16 protein-coding genes are annotated in these 19,879 nt (G+C 63.5%); 2 read left to right on the top strand and 14 right to left on the bottom strand.

Annotated elements, in window-relative coordinates:
* Positions 1–62: 62 nt before the first annotated feature.
* From ABIB51_RS21165 to ABIB51_RS21100, 14 genes are all read right to left on the bottom strand, one after another.
* Positions 63–776: an HAD family hydrolase gene (locus tag ABIB51_RS21165; RefSeq protein ID WP_354191319.1), complete on the bottom strand. Its 714-nt coding sequence runs from the start codon at positions 774–776 to the stop codon at positions 63–65.
* Positions 773–1,696 carry an NAD(P)-dependent oxidoreductase gene (locus tag ABIB51_RS21160; protein WP_354191318.1) on the bottom strand — a complete coding sequence of 308 codons (924 nt, stop codon included), beginning with the start codon at positions 1,694–1,696 and terminating at the stop codon, positions 773–775. The genes ABIB51_RS21165 and ABIB51_RS21160 overlap by 4 nt, the downstream gene beginning before the upstream one ends.
* Positions 1,693–2,991, bottom strand: coding sequence for an aspartate aminotransferase family protein (locus tag ABIB51_RS21155; RefSeq protein ID WP_354191317.1), 1,299 nt, complete (start codon positions 2,989–2,991; stop codon positions 1,693–1,695). Before ABIB51_RS21155 ends, ABIB51_RS21160 begins: the two co-directional genes overlap by 4 nt.
* Positions 2,992–2,998: 7 nt before the next feature.
* Positions 2,999–4,039, bottom strand: coding sequence for an MFS transporter (locus tag ABIB51_RS21150; RefSeq protein WP_354191316.1), 1,041 nt, complete (start codon positions 4,037–4,039; stop codon positions 2,999–3,001).
* A 128-nt stretch (positions 4,040–4,167) separates the two neighbouring features.
* Positions 4,168–4,854: a glycosyltransferase family A protein gene (locus ABIB51_RS21145; RefSeq protein ID WP_354191315.1), complete on the bottom strand. Its 687-nt coding sequence runs from the start codon at positions 4,852–4,854 to the stop codon at positions 4,168–4,170.
* Between the two features lie 80 nt (positions 4,855–4,934).
* Positions 4,935–6,437: a cupin domain-containing protein gene (locus ABIB51_RS21140; protein WP_354191314.1), complete on the bottom strand. Its 1,503-nt coding sequence runs from the start codon at positions 6,435–6,437 to the stop codon at positions 4,935–4,937.
* Positions 6,438–6,854: 417 nt separating this feature from the next.
* A complete protein-coding gene (locus tag ABIB51_RS21135) occupies positions 6,855–8,510 on the bottom strand; it encodes an ABC transporter ATP-binding protein (protein WP_354191313.1) in 1,656 nt (551 codons plus the stop codon).
* 64 nt (positions 8,511–8,574) lie between these two features.
* Positions 8,575–9,720: a serine hydrolase domain-containing protein gene (locus ABIB51_RS21130; protein ID WP_354191312.1), complete on the bottom strand. Its 1,146-nt coding sequence runs from the start codon at positions 9,718–9,720 to the stop codon at positions 8,575–8,577.
* A complete protein-coding gene (locus ABIB51_RS21125; protein WP_354191320.1) occupies positions 9,717–10,205 on the bottom strand; it encodes a GNAT family N-acetyltransferase in 489 nt (162 codons plus the stop codon). Before ABIB51_RS21125 ends, ABIB51_RS21130 begins: the two co-directional genes overlap by 4 nt.
* Before the next feature lie 128 nt (positions 10,206–10,333).
* A complete protein-coding gene (locus ABIB51_RS21120; RefSeq protein ID WP_354191311.1) occupies positions 10,334–11,488 on the bottom strand; it encodes an anhydro-N-acetylmuramic acid kinase in 1,155 nt (384 codons plus the stop codon).
* Positions 11,489–11,499: 11 nt separating this feature from the next.
* Entirely contained in the window at positions 11,500–12,423 is a 924-nt protein-coding gene (gene murQ, locus ABIB51_RS21115) for an N-acetylmuramic acid 6-phosphate etherase (RefSeq protein WP_354191310.1), read from the bottom strand.
* Positions 12,420–13,307: an ABC transporter permease gene (locus tag ABIB51_RS21110; RefSeq protein ID WP_354191309.1), complete on the bottom strand. Its 888-nt coding sequence runs from the start codon at positions 13,305–13,307 to the stop codon at positions 12,420–12,422. The genes murQ and ABIB51_RS21110 overlap by 4 nt, the downstream gene beginning before the upstream one ends.
* Positions 13,304–14,275 carry an ABC transporter permease gene (locus ABIB51_RS21105; RefSeq protein WP_354191308.1) on the bottom strand — a complete coding sequence of 324 codons (972 nt, stop codon included), beginning with the start codon at positions 14,273–14,275 and terminating at the stop codon, positions 13,304–13,306. The genes ABIB51_RS21110 and ABIB51_RS21105 overlap by 4 nt, the downstream gene beginning before the upstream one ends.
* 59 nt (positions 14,276–14,334) lie before the next feature.
* On the bottom strand, positions 14,335–15,888 hold the full coding sequence (locus tag ABIB51_RS21100) for an ABC transporter substrate-binding protein (protein ID WP_354191307.1): 1,554 nt from the start codon (positions 15,886–15,888) through the stop codon (positions 14,335–14,337).
* A gap of 202 nt (positions 15,889–16,090) precedes the next feature.
* On the opposite strand from ABIB51_RS21100, the gene ABIB51_RS21095 reads away from it, so the two are divergent.
* Together ABIB51_RS21095 and ABIB51_RS21090 are read left to right on the top strand one after the other, a co-directional pair.
* Positions 16,091–17,005, top strand: a complete 915-nt coding sequence (locus tag ABIB51_RS21095) for a MurR/RpiR family transcriptional regulator (RefSeq protein WP_354191306.1) — start codon at positions 16,091–16,093, stop codon at positions 17,003–17,005.
* Positions 17,005–19,809: an FAD-binding and (Fe-S)-binding domain-containing protein gene (locus tag ABIB51_RS21090; RefSeq protein ID WP_354191305.1), complete on the top strand. Its 2,805-nt coding sequence runs from the start codon at positions 17,005–17,007 to the stop codon at positions 19,807–19,809. The genes ABIB51_RS21095 and ABIB51_RS21090 overlap by 1 nt, the downstream gene beginning before the upstream one ends.
* The last annotated feature ends 70 nt before the right edge of the window (positions 19,810–19,879 follow it).

Here is a 19,879-nt window from a genome sequence, read left to right as displayed (position 1 = left end):
TCACAGCCCATGCCTTGTCAGAAATTTCCTGCCTTGCTGCCATGAATCAAGCCTGACGGAAATCAACCTTCAAAGGGTTTAGCAACACACCCTAGCACCTTGCCGTGTGACGGTCTTGGTGACCATCTGGCGGACCTGACAATCAGATTCGCCAGATCACTGACGTCGGAGACGACGACGGAAGCCCCGGCACGAACCGCATCGGAGGCAGCCGTCGGGTTTGGAGCAAGCGCCCACGTCGTGCAGCCTGCCGCGACCGCCGACTGCACCCCGATGGACGTGTCTTCTACCGCGAGGGTGGGCGAGGTGACGTTCTCGAGCGCTGCCCGCGCGCGGGCATAGACTTCCGGATCCGGCTTGCCTTTTCCGCATTCGTCGCTGGTGATCGTCGCGTCAAAGGACGTGAAGAGATCATCCAGCATTTCCACTGCGACGTAGCGCGGGGCGCTCGTCGCCAGGGCTATCGGAACATTCCCCCGGAGTTGTTCGACGGTCCGACGCATTGCGGGAAACACCAGATCCTCTCCCCGGCAGCGCCGTAAGAAATCTCCATGGAGACTCGCCACAATGTCCTCGATCTGCCCGGGCGAAACCCGGTGCGCGATCAGTTCATCTAGAACGTCCCGGGAGCGTCTCCCGGCGGAGGTTGACTCGTAATTTCGAACCTCAGCCCAAGGGGCATTCGGTGCGAACTCGAGCCAGACCTCGCGGTGGATCCTCGGTGTATCAAGGAGGACACCGTCCATGTCGAATATGACTGCGCCGATTGAATTCATGTGGCGCTGTGTACTGGTGTGCAGTTGATGTCGGATGGGGTTTCTTTTCCTCCTCCCTGGGTCTGCACGATGTGGTGGTACACGCGGGTGTAGTCGGCGTTGCCGTCATTCTCTGCGGCTGCGGCAAAGAGCCCTGCCAGCGCCGCAGCGACAGGGGCGGAAACACCGGAACTACCCGCCAGTGCGTCCAGCAGGGAGACGTCCTTGGCGGCCAGACGCAGTGCAAAGCCCGTAGCAGGGGGTTCACTGAGCATGGTCTTGCCGATGTCAGCAAGTCCGACGCCTCGTCCTCCGGTGGCCGAGAGCGCGTCAAGGAACACGTCGTGGTCCACGTCGAGGGCCCGAAGCACCGCTAGAGCTTCCGCCATTGCCGCAACTTGGGAGGTGAACAGCTCATTTGCTGCGAGTTTCGCGGCGTGACCTCCGCCGACGCTGCCCAGATAGAAGACCTTCCGGCTTACGAGGGACAGCAGGGGCATCAGCGGTCCGGCATCTGCCTCCGTCGCTCCCAGAAGCAGAAGTAGCGATCCGGTGCGGGCAAGCGGCGGATTTCCCAGCATGCCGGCGTCCGCGTACAGGACGCCGGCACTGGAGAGCCGTTCCCCCACGTCCCGTGAAACGGTGGGGTCACTCGTAGTGCAGTCGATGATGCCCCTAAGACGCCGGGGGGCGGCTAATATCTCAGATCCGACAGCGGACACTTCCCGCGGTCCGGGGAGGAATAACAGCATCCAGTCGACTTCGTCAGCCATGGAAGCGCAGGATGTTGTGGCCGTCGCGCCCAGCTGGACCAACCCGTTGGTTTTGTGGGGGTCTTCGTCGAAGACTACGACGCTGGTGCCGATTTCGAGGAGATGCTCCACAACAGGGCCGCCCATCGCGCCGAGGCCGACAACGCCCACCCGGAAATTCTGGCTCACTGGAATTCTCCCTTCCGCGTCATGTCGGCGATTTCTTCCTCGATGGCGTCGAGCGCGCGGGCCCAATCCTCGTCAGAGATGACCAGTGGCGGCATGAGCAGCAATGTCGACGTGTATGAGGACGGCTCGGCGAAAATCCCTCGCCTGAGGAGCCGGCTGGTGAGGTTTTCCATGGGGGGCCGGGAGAAGGGTTTGCCGCTCTCATCCGTAAACTCGATGCCCATTTCCAGGCCCTTGCCCCGGATGGCAGCGACGCTCGGGTAGGCGGCCACGAGACTGGAGAGCCGGTCGAGGCCCCGCTGCCCCAATGTTGCGGCCCGCGCGACGAGGTCTTCGTCAGAGATGACATCCAGCGACGCGTGGGCGGCCGCGCAGGCGAGCGGGACCCAGCCGAAGGTGGAGGAGAACCCCGGTCCGGCGACCGCCGAGGACAGGTCCTCCTTCATCAGCGCTCCGGCCATGGGAACCGCGCCGGAGGTGAGGGCCTTGGCGACAACAACGATGTCGGGGTCCATCCCCCAGTGCTGGAAGCCGAAGGCGTGCCCGGTCCTGCCGAATCCTGTTCCGACTTCGTCCATGATGATGAGCGCGCCTACGTCCCGGGCCGCCTGTTGGACCGCTGCGTAGAACTGGGCATCGCCGTGGATGACGCCCGGATTGGTGAAAATGGGTTCGAGCAGGATGGCTGCCGGCGCCGGTCCGCTCGCCAGCACCTCCCGCAGGGCTGCCGCATAGTCCACCCCATTGGAACGCAATGCGTCCGGGATGGGGGCGTAGCGGTGAAATTCGGTGCTGGGGACATCCACGGCATGAAGTTGCGGAACGCCGCCCGCTTGCATCGATCCTAGGGTTCCCCCGTGGTAGGCCTCCGTGAAACCGACGATGGCCTGTCGCCCGGTGGCCCGGCGGGCCACCTTGAGTGCCGCCTCGACGGCCTCGCTGCCGGTCGCGCCGCAGAGCGCCTTGTATCCGCCCCCGAGCAGATCGCTCAGCCTCTCGGCGACGCTGGAGCGCCCGTCGTGAGTGCACCAGGGGGGCGAGAAGGACATCTGGCGAGCCTGCCGCACAACGGCTTCGACGACCCTGGGGTGATTCCAGCCGGTGTTGGCCACGTTCCAGCCGGAGGTGAGATCGAGAAGGCGCCTGCCGTCGGCGTCCACGAGATAGGCGCCGTCACCGCCTGTGACGGCGACGGGAATCCGCGTCGTCGGGCGGGCGACGAATTCGCGGTCCCGATCGGCGAGGGATTTCGCGGAGCCGGTCGTTCCATGGATGTTGTCCAGCACAGTTGACATGGGTACATCACCTTTCGATTGGGATTAATTCGTTGCGGGGAACTTTCGTTGAAGCCATGGGGCCCGAGAACCTGAAGATGGCCAACAAACAGAGGAGGGAAAGCAGGCAGAGTATGAGGATGAACCAGGCGGCGGCCATGGCGTTGTGGGCGCCCACAAGCCAGCCGGCACCCACACCGGCAAAGGTCGCGCTGAGACACTTGGCCATGGCTGACGCTGATGCCTGGGAGAAACCTGCCAGTCCAGCTTTGGAGTAATGCCTGACGACATTGACCTGCAAGGACGCCCACAGGGCGGCCGACACGGCATGGGTCGCGAGCGCAGCTGCCTGGAGCAGGATGTTGCCGTCTGCCGCCATTAGGGCAAGCCAGGAGAGTGCCAAACACGCCATGGCGAGTGCGTACAGGGGAAGGAGACCATGGCCGGGAATGATTTTTTGCACCAGCAGGAAGGCCGGCACTTCGAGCGCTGCCATCAGAAGCAGCGTGATGAACGGTGCGCCAGCGTTTGAGAGACCGAGGGACTGAAAGGCTGCCGCGGAAAAGACGAGGTAGACGTATGCCGAGATCGGGATGGGAAGGCCGATCAGGACGAACAACACCACGGGCCGCGGGAGGCGCCATTGTGTTTTTCCCCGCTCGGGCACCGTCATGTGGCCCGAAGAGCTGGCTATCAGGAGGTATCCGAAGAGAAGGCCGGCAAGAAGATAGACGGCCTCCAGAGTTCCCGTGATGACTGCCAGGGACGCTGCCGCTAGGCCCAGCACCCACCCGCCCGTTCCAAATAAGCGAAGGCTCGGGTACTTTCCTATGAGCTGTAGCCTTTGTATGTGCGCCGATATTAGCGGTTCGATGCCTCCGCTTGAGGCTCCGAATAGGGCGAGGCCGGCTATCACGGCGAATTCACCGGACGGCCCCCATTTTGCGCAGATCCACAGGAGCGCGCATGAAAACGCCGCGACACCAGAGGCAAGGCGCGTGCCTAGCCCGTTGGCCTTGTCGTCAAGGACTCCCCACATAGGGGCGAAGACCACCGCTGCGCCCGTCATGAGGCTGACGGCGGCACCGGTGACGGCGGGGCTCCAGCCCCATTGGGCGCAAAGGTAACTGGTGGTGGGTATGACCAGGGCAGTCGCGGCGAACAGTGTCAGGAGCCGTGAGCGTACCAGGGGTTTACTCATGCGCGCCCGTTCGGTTGCGGCCCGGCACCGCGGGCCATGCCGGCGTAGCCTTCCATCGGGGAGATCGGGGTCAGGGCGATGTCGGCCTCGTCTACGAGGTATTCGTATCCGGTCTCCTGAAATCTGCGGTCCGGATCCAAGCGCAGGTAGCGCCTCATCCGCTGCTCCCGGTCCGCGGCGTGCAGCATCTTGAGGTGGTAGAGGTTCAGGTCTGTCAGCAGGAAACGATCCGTCCCCAGGAACTGGGCGGGGTACCACTCCCCATGCCACTGTGCCGGGTCGAATTGGTGATCACGCCCCAGATTTCGGAAGATCGATACTTTCCGCTTCCGGCCCCAGACCCCGTCGCAGCGATAATGATCAGGCCGATCCCATATCTCCCGGAGTGGTTGGCTGATCCCGATTGCCCCTGATGCGTCCGCCTCATCGGTCAAAAGCTTCCACTGGCCCCAGAGTCTGCTGTCCGGGCGCTCGTCGGCGTCGTAGGCGACGAACCAGCTGGCTCCCAATGCCTGACCAGCAGTCACCAGCAGCTCGCGATTGCGCGGTTCGTTCCATCCCGACTTGTCTTCCGGATGGATCCTGATGACTTTTGTGATGCAGGCAGCGGACGTAAGGAGTTTCAGCGACTCGTCGGTGCTGCCGTCATCGAGTGCGACAACTCCATCGACATGCTGGCCCACGGAGTCAATCCATCCCGACAAATAGCGAGAGTCGTTGAATACGGGGAGCAGTGCGATGACCTTCCGCGAAGCCGCTCCACTCATGCGCCCGGGCCGGTCAGCGGCGTTCGGAGTGCCGACGAACCCTCGATCGCGACCAGGACCGTCTCTTCACCGGTGCTGACCCTGTGTGGCTCGTGGGCGGAAATACGGATCAGCTGGCCCGCGCCGGCCGTCAAGGCTCCCGCTCCCGTTTCGACAGTGCATCGGCCGCTCAGGACCAGCAGTACTTCGTCGCTGTCCTGCGAGTGCCAGGCTCCCTGGAGAACCCCTGCCCCGCTGTGAAGGACGACCTTTTCGTTGACCAGGGCGAGGTGGGCGTTGGTCCAGGACGGGGGAGCGGTCGGTTCTTTGCTGGCGAGACTTTCTTCGATGTCGTGCAGAACTGCCATTCTATTCTCCGGTTCTGTGCTGTGTTGGCTGGTGTGGTCGGGGGGAAGCAATTGGCGGCGTCGACCGACGATGAGTGGCACTATGGCGGCCGTCAGCGCGGCGACCGTCAGGAAAACACCCGCGGCCCCCGGGTGGGATGTGGCCGAGAGGAGCACGGCAGGTATGCAGGCACCGCCTGCCGCGCCGCAGGCCACCAGTAGGCCGACCGCTTTCTTGGCGTCCTCGACTTTCACCCGGGTCAGTCCAATTCCAAGAATGAGGGAGTACATCGGTCCCAGGCACACGATGGCCACTCCCGTTGAGACCAGCGCGGCCACAGGGTGGGCCTGCCTGAGGACACCTGCCACGGCGAAGCACGCCACGGCGATGGAGCAGGTGGAGATGAGGACCGCTGACTGCGTCACTGTGGTCTTGAGGATGAACCATGCTGCGTACCGGCCAGTGGCCATCAGGATCCAAAAAGCCGACGTTCCGGCCGCGGCCGCCGTGGCGTCCAGTGCCAGAGCTTCCGCGGGGATGACCGCGGACCATCCGGCGAAGATTGTTTCGACGCCGACGTACACGAATAGGGCTGCCGAGACCGGCGCCAGCAGAAGGAGCAGGGCTGTCGGGCGGATTCTGGCGGGATCGGCCAAAGCGCGGGCCGCCTGCGGGCCGCGCTTTGGAACGAAGAGGAAGAGGGCAACCGTTGTCAGGTGGACAAATGCGATCGCTGCCAGCAGTGGGACCGCGCTTACGCCAAAAATTCCCGCGACGATGAGCAGGGGCCCGAGCGCCGCGACGAGGGCGACGGTTCCGGTCAGTGCAGACAGCAGGCCGGTGGTCTTCTCGCCGGCTACGACGCGCGCCATGATGCTCCCGCTGGCTTCGCACAGGCCGAAGCCCATGCCCGCGGCCCCGGCCGCGATCGCGAAGGTAGCGCCGTCCGGTGCAACGGCAATTGCGATGAGGGCAGCAAATTGAAGCAGCGAACCGGCCGACAAAACGGCTTCCGGGTTAGCCTGCCGCAGCAGAATTGCCGAGAGCAGCACCCCTGCCATCAGACCGAAGAAGAGCGCGGGTACGGCGCCGAGGTATCCGGAGACGGGACTGTTTGAGTTGTGGGCAAACAGGGGAATAGTGGCCGGAATTATCGAGGCGGTGCCGCCCATTCCGGCAAAGGTGGTAAAAAGCCCAACTTTTTGTATCCGCTGCGTCAGGGCCGCGGTGTCCCGATCCGGTCCCGTCGTCTTCGAGGTCCGAGTCGGAGTTTTGAATTTGTCTCGATTGCCGAGAGCCATGCACGTACCGATCCTTCCCCCAGGGCCGCCGGCCACATGCGGCCGGCAGGTCATCTTTGACTGCTTCGGAACATATTTACCAAGTTTTGAGCTAATTGGTAAAAAAATTACCAGCAAGTTTGAGCATCGTCAATAGCTTCTTTCGGTCCAGAAAAACGCTTCGTTTGGAGGGTCTGAGGGCCGTCATTCCACGGCGGAACTCCCCGCGCGGTGGACTCCGTGGGAGGTGGAGCAGCCGGGCTCACGCCGAGCTCGGCGGCGGGATATTTCTTGGTGCAGGGATTCCGGTCAGGCGCCTGATTTGACGGCGGGGATTGCCGCGAGGAGTTCGCGGGTGTAGGCGGCTTGCGGGTCTTCAAAAATGTCGGTGGGAGTGCCGCTTTCGACGATACGTCCGCGCTGCATGACGTGTACCGCGTGGGAAATCATTCGGACGACAGCGAGGTCGTGGCTAATGAAGAGGTAGCTCAGGCCCAGTTCCTTCTGTAGCTCGGCGAGCAGGTCCAAGGTTTGCGCCTGCACCAGAACGTCGAGCGCTGATACGGCCTCGTCCAGCACGACGAGTTCGGGGGACAGAGCCAGCGCGCGGGCGATGGCCACACGCTGGCGCTGGCCGCCGGAGAGTTCGTGGGGCAGCCGGTCGGCCATGATTGCCGGGAGCGCGACCTGGTCCAGTAACTCGAGGCATTTACTGTGTCGTGAGGTCTTCGTGCCCATCTTGTGGACACGAAGGGGTTCGGTAATCGACTCGGCGATCGTGTATCTGGGGTCGAGCGAGGCGTACGGGTTCTGAAATACCGGCTGAACGCGCCGGCGGAAGGCAAATAGCTCACGTCTTCCCAGGGACGAAACGTCGGTACCATCAAACAGAATCTGGCCCGAGGTGATGTCTTCAAGGCCGAGCATCAGGTTGGCGGTTGTTGATTTTCCGGAGCCAGACTCCCCGACGATTGAAACAGTCTGGCCGCGCGGAATAGTGAAGCTGATGTCATCGACCGCGGTGAACGTTGTGCCGCCTCGGCCTCCGGGCCCGCGGATGGTGAAGATCTTGTTCAGGTTGCGTACTTCGACAATGCTCTCCGGAGTGGCTTCCGAAGGGCGCTGGCCACGTGCGACGCCGGGGGGCGTAGTCGTGACGATCGACCGGGATGTCAGGCTCGGCGCTGCCAGAAGCAGGCGTTGGGTGTAGTCATGCTGGGGATCGTTCAGGATTTGGGTCGCGGCGCCTGATTCGACGATTTCCCCCTGCCGCATCACCACGATGGAGTCCGCGCGCTCGGCGGCCAGCGCCAGGTCGTGCGTGATCAGCAGCACGGCCGTGTCCATCCGTTCGGTAAGCTCTTCGAGCTGGTCGAGAATGCGCCTCTGTACGGTCACATCCAGCGCCGAGGTGGGTTCGTCGGCGATCAGGAGGCCCGGGCGGCAGGCCAGCCCCATGGCAATAAGTGCCCGCTGACGCATTCCACCGGAGAATTCGTGGGGGTACTGGCTGAGCCGCCGCTCGGGCTCGGGGATCCCGACCATATCGAGCAATTCGATGACCTGCCCGCGGCCGCCCTTGCCCAGGGAGCGCCCGTGGACCTCCAAAGCTTCGGCGATCTGGTCGCCGATTCGCATCAGCGGATTCAGGTTGGACATTGGATCCTGCGGCACGAAGCCGATCCGGGCGCCGCGAATTGCCATCATTTCGCGTTCCGTGGCATCAGCGAGGTTGCGGCCATCGAAGAATATGTCACCGGCGGTGATCCGACCGTTCGCAGGAAGAAGCCGGTTGACGGCGGCGGCGGTCGTTGACTTTCCCGAGCCCGATTCACCGACGACGGCAACGGTCTGTCCGGGGAACACATCCAGGGAGACATCTCGAACCACAGTCAGTTGGCGTGCAGCGGTGCCGAATGCGACCGAAAGGTTTTGTATGGAAAGGAGCGGGAAGCGGGGAGTCATGGCGTATGCCTCTCTGTTGCAGGGTGGCGGAATGCGGGATGTCTGAAGCGACTAAGTGGCGCGCTCATTGGCTGCTGCGTCCGATCTCGTCACCGGCTAGTTCGAGAAGCTCCGTCCACAGGTCCTCGGTCGGGACCGGCGCCCCATCCACGAGCAGGCGGTTGCTAGCCAGCGCCAGGGCTATGCCCCGGCCCGGCACGAACCCGACAGCGCACCCGACGTGGCCAGGATGACCCAGGACCGTGAGCGCCTCACCGTCTACCACTAACCGGTAGCGGCGGAACCCGAGCGCCTGACCTGGGTCCGGTCCAGCCGAGAAGAACTCTTCGGCGGATTCTGAACGCCACAGGGAGTCGTGCTCCCGGTAGGCCGCGAGGGCTGCGGCGAACTGCAGGAGATCAGGAACCGTCGAGAAGAGGCCCGCATGCCCCGCGACACCGTCGAAGACATGGTGGGCATTTCCGTCCGCGACTTGGCCCTGTACCGGCTGACGGCGCCAACCCGAGAAGTCACTGCTGCTGAAGGGAACCGCATAGGGTATCTGGGAGTCGATCATCGCGGCTTCGATCCTGTCGTCGCGGGACCCCGTCGCCACGTTCGAGCCGGCTGGCCTCGCATACCGGGTCGAATAGAGACCGAGTGGTTTGGTGACCAGCTCCGATGTCGCTGAGGCAAGGTCCTGGCCGGCCGCGGCGGCGACTATTCTGCCCAGGAGAATAAAGCCGAGATCGGAATAGCGGCGCACAGTCCTGGGCGCCCAGACCAAGGGAAGGGTTTCGATGACGCGGTGTGCCTCGTCGGCACTTTTAGCCGCAGCGTAGAGGGGATACCACTCCTTCAGGCCTCCGCGGTGCAAAAGGAGGTCGCGCACTGTGATGGAGTCCCGGCCGGCACCGCGAAAGCCGGGTAAATATCGGCGGACTTCCGCGTCCAGGTCGACAAGCCCGTCGGATACGAGGCGCAGCAGGCAGGCGGTCGTGCCTAACACTTTGGTGACGGAGGCCATGTCGTGGTGCGTGTCTACCGTCATCGGGTCGATTCCCTGGCGCTGGCCCTCTCGCCAATGGACTGTACGGTGGCCTGCAGAGGCCGCAGCCGAAAAGCCAGGCCCGAGGATGCCAAGAGCGAGGCCGGCAGGAAACTGCCCGTCCTTTGATGCAGGGGAGGTCCGGGACACCAGTTGGCGCGCCGCGGATTCCAGTGATGTCATGGGCAGATGCCCGCCGCAAAGGCTGTTGCAGCCCCTGGCTGGTCCGCCGTGCGACTCCCCGGTTCGGATCCTGATGGCGGCGGGGTCGGGCGGGCGTCCGGGAAGGATTTCGACAGCCGATACACGGGTTCGCCGAATTCCCGGTCTCGGGCCGGAGGTTCACTGCCGGGAAGCCAGCCGTGGGTGGCGTAGAAGGCGATGGAAGCTGCGTTGTCGGCGAAAACCCACAGGCTGGCCGATTCGACGTCTTCCTCGGTCAAAGCCGATTCCGCCCCGCGGAGCAGGCGGGATCCGACGCCGCACCCCTGCGAGGCAGGGTCAACGTAGAGCGACGAGATGATTCCGTGGCCGGGGTCTTCTAGACCGTACCTGACGACGCCGGCTATCGCGCCTGTTCCGGCGTCAGTGGCCACGGTGACATCCTCAGCGCCGTACTGAGTGGACAACGCTCGTTCCCACAGTGCGCGTGCGCGCTCTTCCGTCATGGTCTGTACGACGTGTGATGGAAGAACGCTTGAATAGCTGTCCCGCCAGCAGGACAGGAACACCCCGATAATTCCTTCGCAGTCGGCCGGGGATGCTCTCCGCAGCGTGAGGTGCATGATCACGGCCTTTATCCCCCGGTGAGCGTCAGGGCCTTCGGCGCTGACGTGGCAGGTGCCGGAAGGGTGAGCGGTCCGCTTCCCGGGGTGAGGGTGCCGAGGATACGGCCCTCCCGTGCGCCTGTTCCCGCAGGGACCGTGCCGGGCAGTCCGTGAGCGGTGCACCACCCTATGAGCGCAAAGGCGATGGCCTCCTTGTCATCGGCCGGGGCGCCGTAGTCGTCCGATTGGGTAATGACGACTCCGGGTAGCGTGCGCCGCAGTCCGTCCATGAGGACGCTGTTCCTGCATCCGCCACCGGAAGCCACGACGAGGTCGATTCCATGCGCGCGAACGTCCCGGGCCACGGAACGGACGGTCAGTTCGGTGAGGGTGGCCACCAGGTCCGCGTCGCTGAGACCAGGGCAGGCTGTCTTCAGGGTGTCCTCAACATAGGGGAGGTGAAAGTGTTCCTTTCCAGTGGACTTGGGAGCCGGCAGTCGGAAATAGGCGTCATCGAGGAGGACGTCGAGCAGCCCATCATGGACGGTGCCGGTGGCGGCAATCCTGCCGTCTATGTCGTAGCCCATATTGTTCAGTTTCCGGCCGGCAACGACAGCGTCTATCAGGGCATTGGCCGGTCCAATGTCGTAAGCGAACAGCTCCGACTCTCCGGAGACCACGGTCATGTTGGCGATACCGCCGAGGTTGAGGGCAGCGGCCGTGCCGTCGTGGCCGGCCAACAGAAGGGCGTCCAGGTACGAAACCAAGGGTGCCCCGTGACCGCCGGCAGTGATGTCCCGGATGCGCACGTCGGAGAGCACCGGTGTCCCGGTCGCTTCGGCAATCCACGCCGGTTGTCCTATCTGCAGCGTTCCCCGCGCCTCCCCGCCCTCCACCCAGTGGAAGACCGTCTGCCCGTGGGAAACGACAAGGTCCACAGGGCCGGCGTCGTGGATGAGGTCCAGAGCCGCCTGTGCAAAGCATTGGCCGACAAGCGTGTCCAGTTCGCACATCTCCGCCAGGGTCGTAGCTGCGGGCGGAAGCGCTTGGACGAGCCGGGCCCGGAGGGCTAGGGGATACGGTGTGCTGGCGGACTGCAGAACTTTTCCGGTCAGGTGCCCGTCCTGTTCTTCGAACTCCACCACCGTGGCATCGATACCGTCGTGGGAGGTTCCCGAAATCATCCCAAGAATTCTCATGCTTGCTCCCCGAGGGCCGCGCGAAGCAGGCCGCTGTTCTTAGTGAGTTGTGCCGCCGCTTCGTCCGGATTGAGACCCAGCCGAAGCGCGACGATGGCTTGTTTGACGGAATAGCTGTTGACGGACAGGGCTTCCAGGGCGCTGACCCGGTCTGCGCCCGTGACGGACCGGACCAGCCGGACGGCGCGTTCCCGCAGCTTGGCGTTCGTGGGTTTCACATCGACCATGAGGTTGCCGTAGGTCTTGCCGAGCTGGACCATAACGATGGTTGAAAACATGTTCAGCACAAGCTTCTGGGCGGTCCCCGCTTTGAGCCGGGTGGACCCGCCGACGACTTCGGGGCCGACTATGACTTCGATTTGGTGTTCGGCGGCGGCCGCCGCGGGTGTCGCCGCGTTGCACGTGAGGGCGACGGTGAGAGCGCCCCTGGCTCGTGCGCGCTTCAGGGCAGCGACAACGAACGGTGTCCGGCCGCTGGACGCGATGCCGATCACCGTGTCCAGCTCCCCGATTTCGGCCGCGTCCACGGCTTGCGTGCCGGCGTCGACGTCGTCTTCGGCCCCTTCGCAGGGAGCGACGATGGCGCTGGCACCTCCGGCTATGACGGCAAAGATCTGCTCCGGCGAAGTTCCGAAGGTCGGCGGGCATTCCGAGGCGTCGAGCACGCCGATACGGCCGGGCGTTCCTGCGCCCACGTAGATCATCCGGCCGCCGGCCTTCATGCGCGTCGTTGTGGCCTCGATCGCGGATGTTATCTGTGGAAGGGCGCGTCTGACCGCGCCAGGGACATTGGAGTCGGCTGTGTTCATGGTCTCGGCCAGCTCACCGACCGACATCTTGTCGATAGCGGCAAAACGAGGGTCCGAGATTTCCGTGTCCAGGGTGGTGAGCTGGTCGATTTCAAATGGGTTAAGGGTCATCGCCGGCCCCGGTTCCGGGGGTCAAAGCTGTCGCGGAGGCCGTCGCCGAGGAGATTCAGGCCGACCACGAGAAGGATCATCACCGCGCCGGGCGCGATCATCGTCCACGGAGCGACGTAAACCAATGTGCGGGCTTCAAAGATCATCGATCCGAGCGATGGGGCTGGCGGGGGAGTGCCCAGCCCGAGGAAGCTGAGGGAGGCCTCGGTGAGGACCGCCCACGACAGGGAAAGGGCGACCTGGATGATGATGATGGAGGTGATGTTCGGCAGCACGTGCCGCAGCATGATCATAGCCCGGCCTTGTCCTGTGCTGGTTGCCGCCTTCACATATTCGATTTCGCGGAGTGAGAGAACGGGGCCTCTGGTCACACGGGCGAAAATCGGCACGTAGACGACGGCGATCGCTATGGCAATGGTGAACCAATTGCGATCAAAGACTGATGCCAGCGCGAGTGCGAGTAGCAGGGGCGGGAAGGCGAAGAGCACGTTAGTGATGCCGCCGATGACCCCGTCTGCCAGTCCGCGGTAGAATCCGGCGACAAGTCCGCCGAGCGTGCCGAAGACCGCGGCGAAGCCGACAGCGACCACAGCGATCAGGGCGGAGTTGGAGACACCGGCCGCAACCCGGGAGAACACGTCGCGCCCGAACTGGTCCGTTCCAAACCAGTGGTCAGCGGAGGGGGCGAGCAGGCTGGAGGTCGAGTTCTGCTCGATCGGGTCATAAGGCAGGGCGTGGATGAAGGACAGCGCCGAAAGCAGCGTCAGGAGTCCGATGATAGTGAGCCCGGCCAGGCCGGTGGGACTTTTCACCAGCGCGAGTGAGCGGTGTCGGGTCCTGGTGAGGCTGGTCTGTTTTTCTGTGATGAGCGGGGTATCGATCATGATGCCCGTACCCGTGGGTCGATGACCCTGTAGAGGACGTCGGTCAGGAGATTCACAATGACGAACGTCAGCGCGATGACAAGGACTGTACTCTGCACCAGTGCGTATTCTTTCTGTTGAATGCCCAGCAGCACCTGCCGGCCGATTCCCGGGATCGAGAAGATCTGCTCCACGACGACCGCGCCGCCGAGAAGGTAGCCGAACTGGAGGCCGGTCATTGTGACAATGGGTACGAGGGCGTTGCGCAGGACATGCCTGGATTGAAGCCGGCTTTCCGGAACGCCCTTGGCGCGTGCGGTGCGGATGAAATCATTCGAGCGGATCTCCAGCACGGCCGTGCGCGTGGTCCTGATGATGGGAGCCGCGATACCGAATCCGAGAACCAGCGACGGAAGCAGCATTTGTTGGAGGTTCAGCAGCGGGTTCTCCGTGAGGGCAGTGAATCCGCGCCCGTTCGGATTGAACCCAAGTGACGCGGCGAAGACTGATAGCAGGGTTGTAGCCAGTAGAAACGCCGGAACCGAGAGCCCGGCGAGGCTGACAGCCTGGGCCAGGCCGTCGCGTGGGGAGTCCGGCCGCGACGCTCCCAGCATCCCGAGCGGAACACCGATAATCAGGGCCAGGGCGATGGCGAATACTGCCAGTTCAAACGTCACCGGAAGGGACCGCAGGGTAAGTTCCAGAACGCTTTGCTGGGATCGGGCCGAAAATCCGAGGTTTCCGGTGAAGAGGTTGCCCAGCCAGGAGAAGAATTGGACGAAGAGGGGTTGATCCAGACCGTAGTAGCGCTCCAGTGCGTCCTGTTGGGCGGGCGTCAGGGCAGCGGCTTCGGTGCCGAGGCCGGCGGTGATCTGGTCGCCGGGGATTGCACGGAGCATGATGAAGACGAAGATCGCGACGCCCAGTAGGGTGCCCGCTGCGCCGGCAACGCGCCGCAGGATGGGATTGTGGGTAATGGTCTGAAGCATGTGCCTGGATTTCTCGCCTCGGCGTGGGGCCCGGCGAACCGGGCCCCACCGATGGGCGGTTAGTTGATGGTTGTGGTGCGCAGGTACTGGAGCGAGCCGTTGGCCATGGGGATGAACCCCTGGACGGAGGAGCCTGTTGTTGTGTAGGTGTAGCTGGTGAACAGCCAGACCCATGCAGCGTTGTTCTCGAGCTCTTTAGAGACCTTGGAATAAATGTCCTTGCGCTTCTTGGGATCCGAGATCGCCTTCCCTTCGGCGAAGAGTGAGTCGAGGGTGGGGGAGCTGTAACCCGCTACTTTGTTCAGATTGCCGGTGCTGGTGAAGTAGCGTCCATACATGCCGTCGGCATCCGGCCGCCCGCCGTTGAGGGCGACCGCGGCATCGAAGTCTCCGGCCTTCCACCGGGTGACGAAAGCGCCGGACTCCAAGGCTTCGATGTTGAGCGTGATTTTAGCTTCGGCCAGCTGGGCCTTGAGGTTCTGCGCCTCATCGACTGATGTGGCGTATTCGCCCTGGGAGACGATAGTCGAGAGCGTCACACCTTCGGGTTTGCCTGCCTTGTTGAGGTACTCGGCGGCCTTCGCGAGGTCGCGCTTCGGGCACGGCCGGTCATTCGGGTCCGACTTGAAGGCAGGGGATGTGATCGGGCCGGTGACCTCACCTTCGCCAAGGGCTGCCGTGTCGAGCACCTGCTGCCGGTCCACCGCGCACTGGACGGCCAGGCGCACGTTGAGGTCAGCCAGATCACCGCGCCCGGCGTTGAGCTGCAGGGCGTGATAGCTGAGTTGGGGGGTCTTCGCGACAGAAATGTTCGGTCCCGCGGCGGTTTTAGCGACGAGGGGACTATTGAACACGGCGAAATTCACGTTCCCGGCCTGCATGGCCGAGACGATGGAGGATTCATCGGGGATCACACGGAGTTCGACTGTGTCGAGTTTTGCTTTGTCGCCCCAGTACGCGTCGTTGCGTGCCAGTTTCAGGGATTGGCTGGCAACCCGCTCCTTCAGGGTGAACGGTCCGGTTCCGTTGGGGGTCTTCAGGAGCGACTGCTCCGCGTCGTCGGAGGAGAGGATCGCCATGTTAATGACAGCCAGGTTGGACGGCAGCGCGGCATCTGGCGCGGACAACCGCAGGACGATTGTGCCGGGGTCGGGAGCCTCTACCGCGGTCACGGCAGCGAGTGAGGTCCGGGACACGGCGCCCGTGGCTTCCTCCTTAATCTTGTCCAGGGAGAACTTGACGTCCTTGGAATCCATGGTGCTGCCGTCGCCGAAGGTGACACCCTCACGGAGTTTGAAGGTGAGCGTTTTGCCGTCCGGGGAGGTCTCCCATGACGTGGCTAGGCCGGGGACGACAGTGAGGTCCTTATCGAATTCCGTCAGGGTTCCATAAATGTTTTGGAGGACGGAAACGGCCTGGAACTGTGTGGCCTTCCAGGGAAAGAGGGTATCGGGGTCGGTAGTGACACCTACGACGAGGTTGCCGCCGGACTTTCCCGCGGATGCAGCCGGCTGGGGGGCCTGGGCCCCGCAGGCTGTGGATGTGACGGACACGGCTGCGGCTATTGCGATTGCCGAAAGCGTGCCACGGATGAAACGGGAACCGCTGTGCATGGGTTGGTCTCCTCAGTGACATGTGATGCCTCCTGCATGCCGCACCGGCTGTCGCAGGTCCCCCGGAGAGCATCGATGATCCGGATTGGTCATTAACGTACCTTCATGAAGCAATCCGTGTAAAGATATTCCCCAGATAGTTTTGGACGTGTCCTTCCGATCCCATCCGTTATCTTCGGCCAATGCCGGATAAACACCCTTGATGAGAGAGCTGAATGTGAACAACGCGGTAGAAGCACCGGACTCTGAGACGGTGCTGATTCGGATCCGGGCGGCCTTGCCCTCCTTGCGGCCGTCCGAGAAACGGATCGCCCAGGTCTTTATCGAAAGCCCGTCCGAGGGGGCAACCCTGTCCGTGGCCGAACTGGCCGATCGCTGTGACACGTCGACCACATCGGTAGTGCGTTTTTACAAGCGGATGGGCTACTCCCACTACAAGGACCTGTTGATGGACCTCACCCGGGAGGCCATGCGTCAGGAAATGACAACTTCCAGTCTTCCTCCGGTCTCGGGGGACATTGGACGCAACGACTCCCTCGACGACATCGTGGCGAAAGTGGCAATCAACGAGACACTGTCGATTGCAGACACAGCCCGGGCGCTGGACACACAAGCGCTGGGCAGGGCCGTGGGCCTGGTGTCCGGGGCCCGTCGGATAGACACTTTCGGTATGGGTGCCAGCTCTTTCGTTGGCCTAGACCTGCAGCAGAAGCTTTCCCGGATCAGCCGGACGGTGATCAATTGGTCTGACTCGCACTCGGCATGGACGGCTGCTGCGACCCTCAACGGCTCCTGTGTCGCCATCGCCATCTCCCACTCCGGGAAGACCAAGGATACGGTGGAGTTCCTTTCCGTCGCCAGGGAATCGGGCGCGGCCACGATCGCCATCACGAACTTCCAGGATTCCCCGGTCGCCGCGGCCGCCGACGTCGTTCTCACGACCGCTGCCAGGGAAACCAGGTTCAGGTCCGGAGCCCTTGGCAGCCGCATCGCCCAACTCATGGTCGTCGACTGTCTATTCACCGGCGTCGCACAGGCATCCTACGACGCCTCCATGGAGGCGCTGCGCAATACTTACCGGGTCGTAAAGGACCGCAGCCAGCACGGCGGTGCCTGATGAAGGCCGATCTCCTGGCACCGGTGCCTGCCAGTTCACGCTCCCTCGACCGCCTTGCCCTGGCCCACGACGCTTCGCACTACCTGCTGGTGCCGGAACTGACCGCGACTCCTCGGCATGCCGAAGATGTGGCCCAGCTGTTCCGGGTCAGCCGCGAACGGGGCATCCCGCTGACTCTCCGCTCCGGTGGAACCAGCCTCAGCGGGCAGGCACTCTCCAACGGAATCCTTGCAGACGTGCGCAGCAACTTCAGACGCATTGAGATCCTGGACGACGGCGAAAGAGTTAAAGCCCAGCCCGGGGCAACACTGCGCAGCGTCAACAACCGCCTGGCCCCCTACGGCCGAAAACTCGGTCCCGATCCCGCCAGCGAAATCGCCTGCACCATCGGCGGGGTCGTGGCCAACAACTCCAGCGGCATGTCTTGCGGCACCGAATACAACACCTACAACACCCTCGAATCGCTGGTAATCGTCCTGCCCAGCGGGACAATAATCGACACCGGCGCCCCCGACGCAGATGAGCATCTACGACACACCGAAGCAGACCTATGGGCCGGCCTGGCCCGCCTGCGCGACAGGGTCCGCGCGGACCCTCGTTCAATCGAAACCATCCGCCGGCAATTCGCCATGAAAAACACCATGGGCTACGGAGTGAACTCCTTCCTGGACTTCGACCGGCCCGTGGACATCCTTGCCCATCTGGTCATCGGCAGCGAAGGCACCCTGGCCTTCATCGCCGAGGCCACCTACCGGACAGTGACTCTGCACCCGCGCGCGGCCACAGGACTCGCGGTCTTCCCGTCACTGAGCAGCGCGACCGCGGCACTCCCAGCGCTGGTGCGCACAGGCCTGGCCACCGTCGAACTGATGGACGCCACATCGCTGCGGGTTGCCCAGACCCTCCCACAGGCCAGCCAGGAACTGACCGCGCTCAAGATAGACCACCACGCCGCCTACCTCATCGAATACACCGGCCCAACACCGCAGGACGTGGAGAGACAGCAAGCCCTCAGCGAAGGACTGTTCTCCTCCCTGGAGCTGGCCGCCCCGCTGACTTTGACACAGGACGCAGGCGCGCGGGTAGCCCTCTGGAGCATCCGCAAAGGTCTCTACACCGCCGTGGCCGGCGCCCGGCCCTCCGGAACCACCGCGCTCCTGGAGGACATTGCGGTCCCCGTGCCCGAGCTTCTCGGAACCTGCGAGGGCCTCCTGGGGCTCTTTGAGCGGTACTCGTACGAGGAGAGCGTGATTTTCGGACACGCGAAAGACGGCAACATCCACTTCATGATCAATGAACGCTTCGAGGAGTCCGCGAACCTCGAGCGGTACCGGGCGTTCACCGAAGACATGGTTGACCTTGTCCTCGACAGGGGCGGCTCCCTGAAGGCCGAACACGGCACCGGCCGCATCATGGCTCCCTTCATCCGCCGGCAGTACGGTGAAGAACTCCACGAAGTCATGCGCCAGGTCAAGCTCCTCTGCGACCCCGCCGGGATGCTCAATCCCGGCGCGGTGCTGTCCGATGACCCGGAGTCCTACCTGCGGAACCTGAAACTCGCCCCTGTTGTAGAAGAAGAAGTCGACAGGTGCGTCGAGTGCGGATATTGCGAACCGTCGTGCCCCTCGAAGGATCTGACGCTGACACCACGCCAGCGCATCGTGCTCAGACGAGAAATGCAGAAGGCCGAAGCTGAAGGCGACGCCAAGCTGTTCGACGAGCTCCAATCCGATTTCGGTTATGAGGGAATCGACACGTGCGCTGTCGACGGGATGTGCCAGGTCGCCTGCCCCGTAAACATCAACACCGGAGATCTCGTGCGGCGGCTGCGCGCGGAAAACGCCGGCGCGGTCGAATCGTCCTTCTGGGCAACGGCCGCCAACCACTGGGACGGCATTACCAGGCTGGGCGGAACTGTTCTTACTCTTGCAGATCGGCTGCCCGCTCCTGCCGTTACCGCCGCTACAAGCGTGGGACGTGCCGTGATGGGACCCGATACCGTGCCGCTCTACGACCGGTCACTGCCGACCGGAGGGTCCCGGCGCCTTCCGAAGCCTGCTGAGAACCCGGCGGCCGTGTATTTCCCCGCCTGCATCGGGACAATTTTCGGGCCGCCCGGGAACACTCCGGGGGTTTCACCAGCCTTCCTCGAGCTTTGCCGCCGGGCAGGGGTTGCGGTCAAGGTACCGGAGGAGATCGCATCGCTCTGCTGCGGGACGCCGTGGAAGTCCAAAGGATTCACGACCGGCCACTCGCGTATGGCCGAGACGGTCCTGCCGGTGCTGTGGGAGACATCCCGGCAGGGCGAGCTGCCCATCGTCTGCGACGCCTCCTCCTGTACGGAAGGCCTGGAAAGCCTACGCCGGTCCGCGGTCCAGCACTCAAAATATGCCCGGCTACGTTTCGTGGACGCCATCGAATTCGTTCATAACAGCCTGCTGGAGCACCTCACGGTGTCGGCGCCACTGTCGTCACTAGCGCTTCACCCTACCTGCTCGTCGACGCAACTGGGGGTCAACGCCATGATGACGGCCATCGCAGACCACATCGCCACGGAAGTCTTTATCCCGGCGGACTGGTCCTGCTGTGCCTTTGCCGGGGACCGCGGGTTGCTGCATCCCGAACTCACGTCCTCAGCAACTCAAAATGAGGCAGCCGAACTGAATGAGCGGGATTTCGAAGCCTACGCCTCTTCCAACAGGACCTGCGAACTAGGCATGTCCAGGGCCACGGGGAAGGAGTATCTGCACCTCCTGGAGCTCCTGGAACGGGCAACACGAGGCACCGAAATCCCCGCCCCCTAGTTAGTTCAGCCCTCTGTTGTTCGCCGGAGCCTCAAGGCATCGTGAGATTCATCGTGTGGCCAGCACTACC

It is taken from the genome of Arthrobacter sp. UYCu712 (genome assembly GCF_040547005.1).
Lineage (GTDB): Bacteria > Actinomycetota > Actinomycetes > Actinomycetales > Micrococcaceae > Arthrobacter.
This window is presented reverse-complemented; position numbering and strand designations above follow the sequence as displayed.

What these genes read in the sequence shown, in the direction of transcription:
- ABIB51_RS21110 (WP_354191309.1), bottom strand. Translation starts at nt 13,307, where the DNA reads ATGATCGATACCCCGCTCATCACAGAAAAACAGACCAGCCTCACCAGG.
- ABIB51_RS21100 (WP_354191307.1), bottom strand. Translation starts at nt 15,888, where the DNA reads ATGCACAGCGGTTCCCGTTTCATCCGTGGCACGCTTTCGGCAATCGCA.
- ABIB51_RS21155 (WP_354191317.1), bottom strand. Translation starts at nt 2,991, where the DNA reads ATGTCAACTGTGCTGGACAACATCCATGGAACGACCGGCTCCGCGAAA.
- ABIB51_RS21125 (WP_354191320.1), bottom strand. Translation starts at nt 10,205, where the DNA reads ATGACGGAAGAGCGCGCACGCGCACTGTGGGAACGAGCGTTGTCCACT.
- ABIB51_RS21105 (WP_354191308.1), bottom strand. Translation starts at nt 14,275, where the DNA reads ATGCTTCAGACCATTACCCACAATCCCATCCTGCGGCGCGTTGCCGGC.
- ABIB51_RS21090 (WP_354191305.1), top strand. Translation starts at nt 17,005, where the DNA reads ATGAAGGCCGATCTCCTGGCACCGGTGCCTGCCAGTTCACGCTCCCTC.
- ABIB51_RS21165 (WP_354191319.1), bottom strand. Translation starts at nt 776, where the DNA reads ATGAATTCAATCGGCGCAGTCATATTCGACATGGACGGTGTCCTCCTT.
- murQ (WP_354191310.1), bottom strand. Translation starts at nt 12,423, where the DNA reads ATGACCCTTAACCCATTTGAAATCGACCAGCTCACCACCCTGGACACG.
- ABIB51_RS21135 (WP_354191313.1), bottom strand. Translation starts at nt 8,510, where the DNA reads ATGACTCCCCGCTTCCCGCTCCTTTCCATACAAAACCTTTCGGTCGCA.
- ABIB51_RS21150 (WP_354191316.1), bottom strand. Translation starts at nt 4,039, where the DNA reads ATGACGGGCGCAGCGGTGGTCTTCGCCCCTATGTGGGGAGTCCTTGAC.
- ABIB51_RS21140 (WP_354191314.1), bottom strand. Translation starts at nt 6,437, where the DNA reads ATGGGCGGCACCGCCTCGATAATTCCGGCCACTATTCCCCTGTTTGCC.
- ABIB51_RS21130 (WP_354191312.1), bottom strand. Translation starts at nt 9,720, where the DNA reads ATGACATCACTGGAATCCGCGGCGCGCCAACTGGTGTCCCGGACCTCC.
- ABIB51_RS21120 (WP_354191311.1), bottom strand. Translation starts at nt 11,488, where the DNA reads ATGATTTCGGGAACCTCCCACGACGGTATCGATGCCACGGTGGTGGAG.
- ABIB51_RS21095 (WP_354191306.1), top strand. Translation starts at nt 16,091, where the DNA reads ATGAGAGAGCTGAATGTGAACAACGCGGTAGAAGCACCGGACTCTGAG.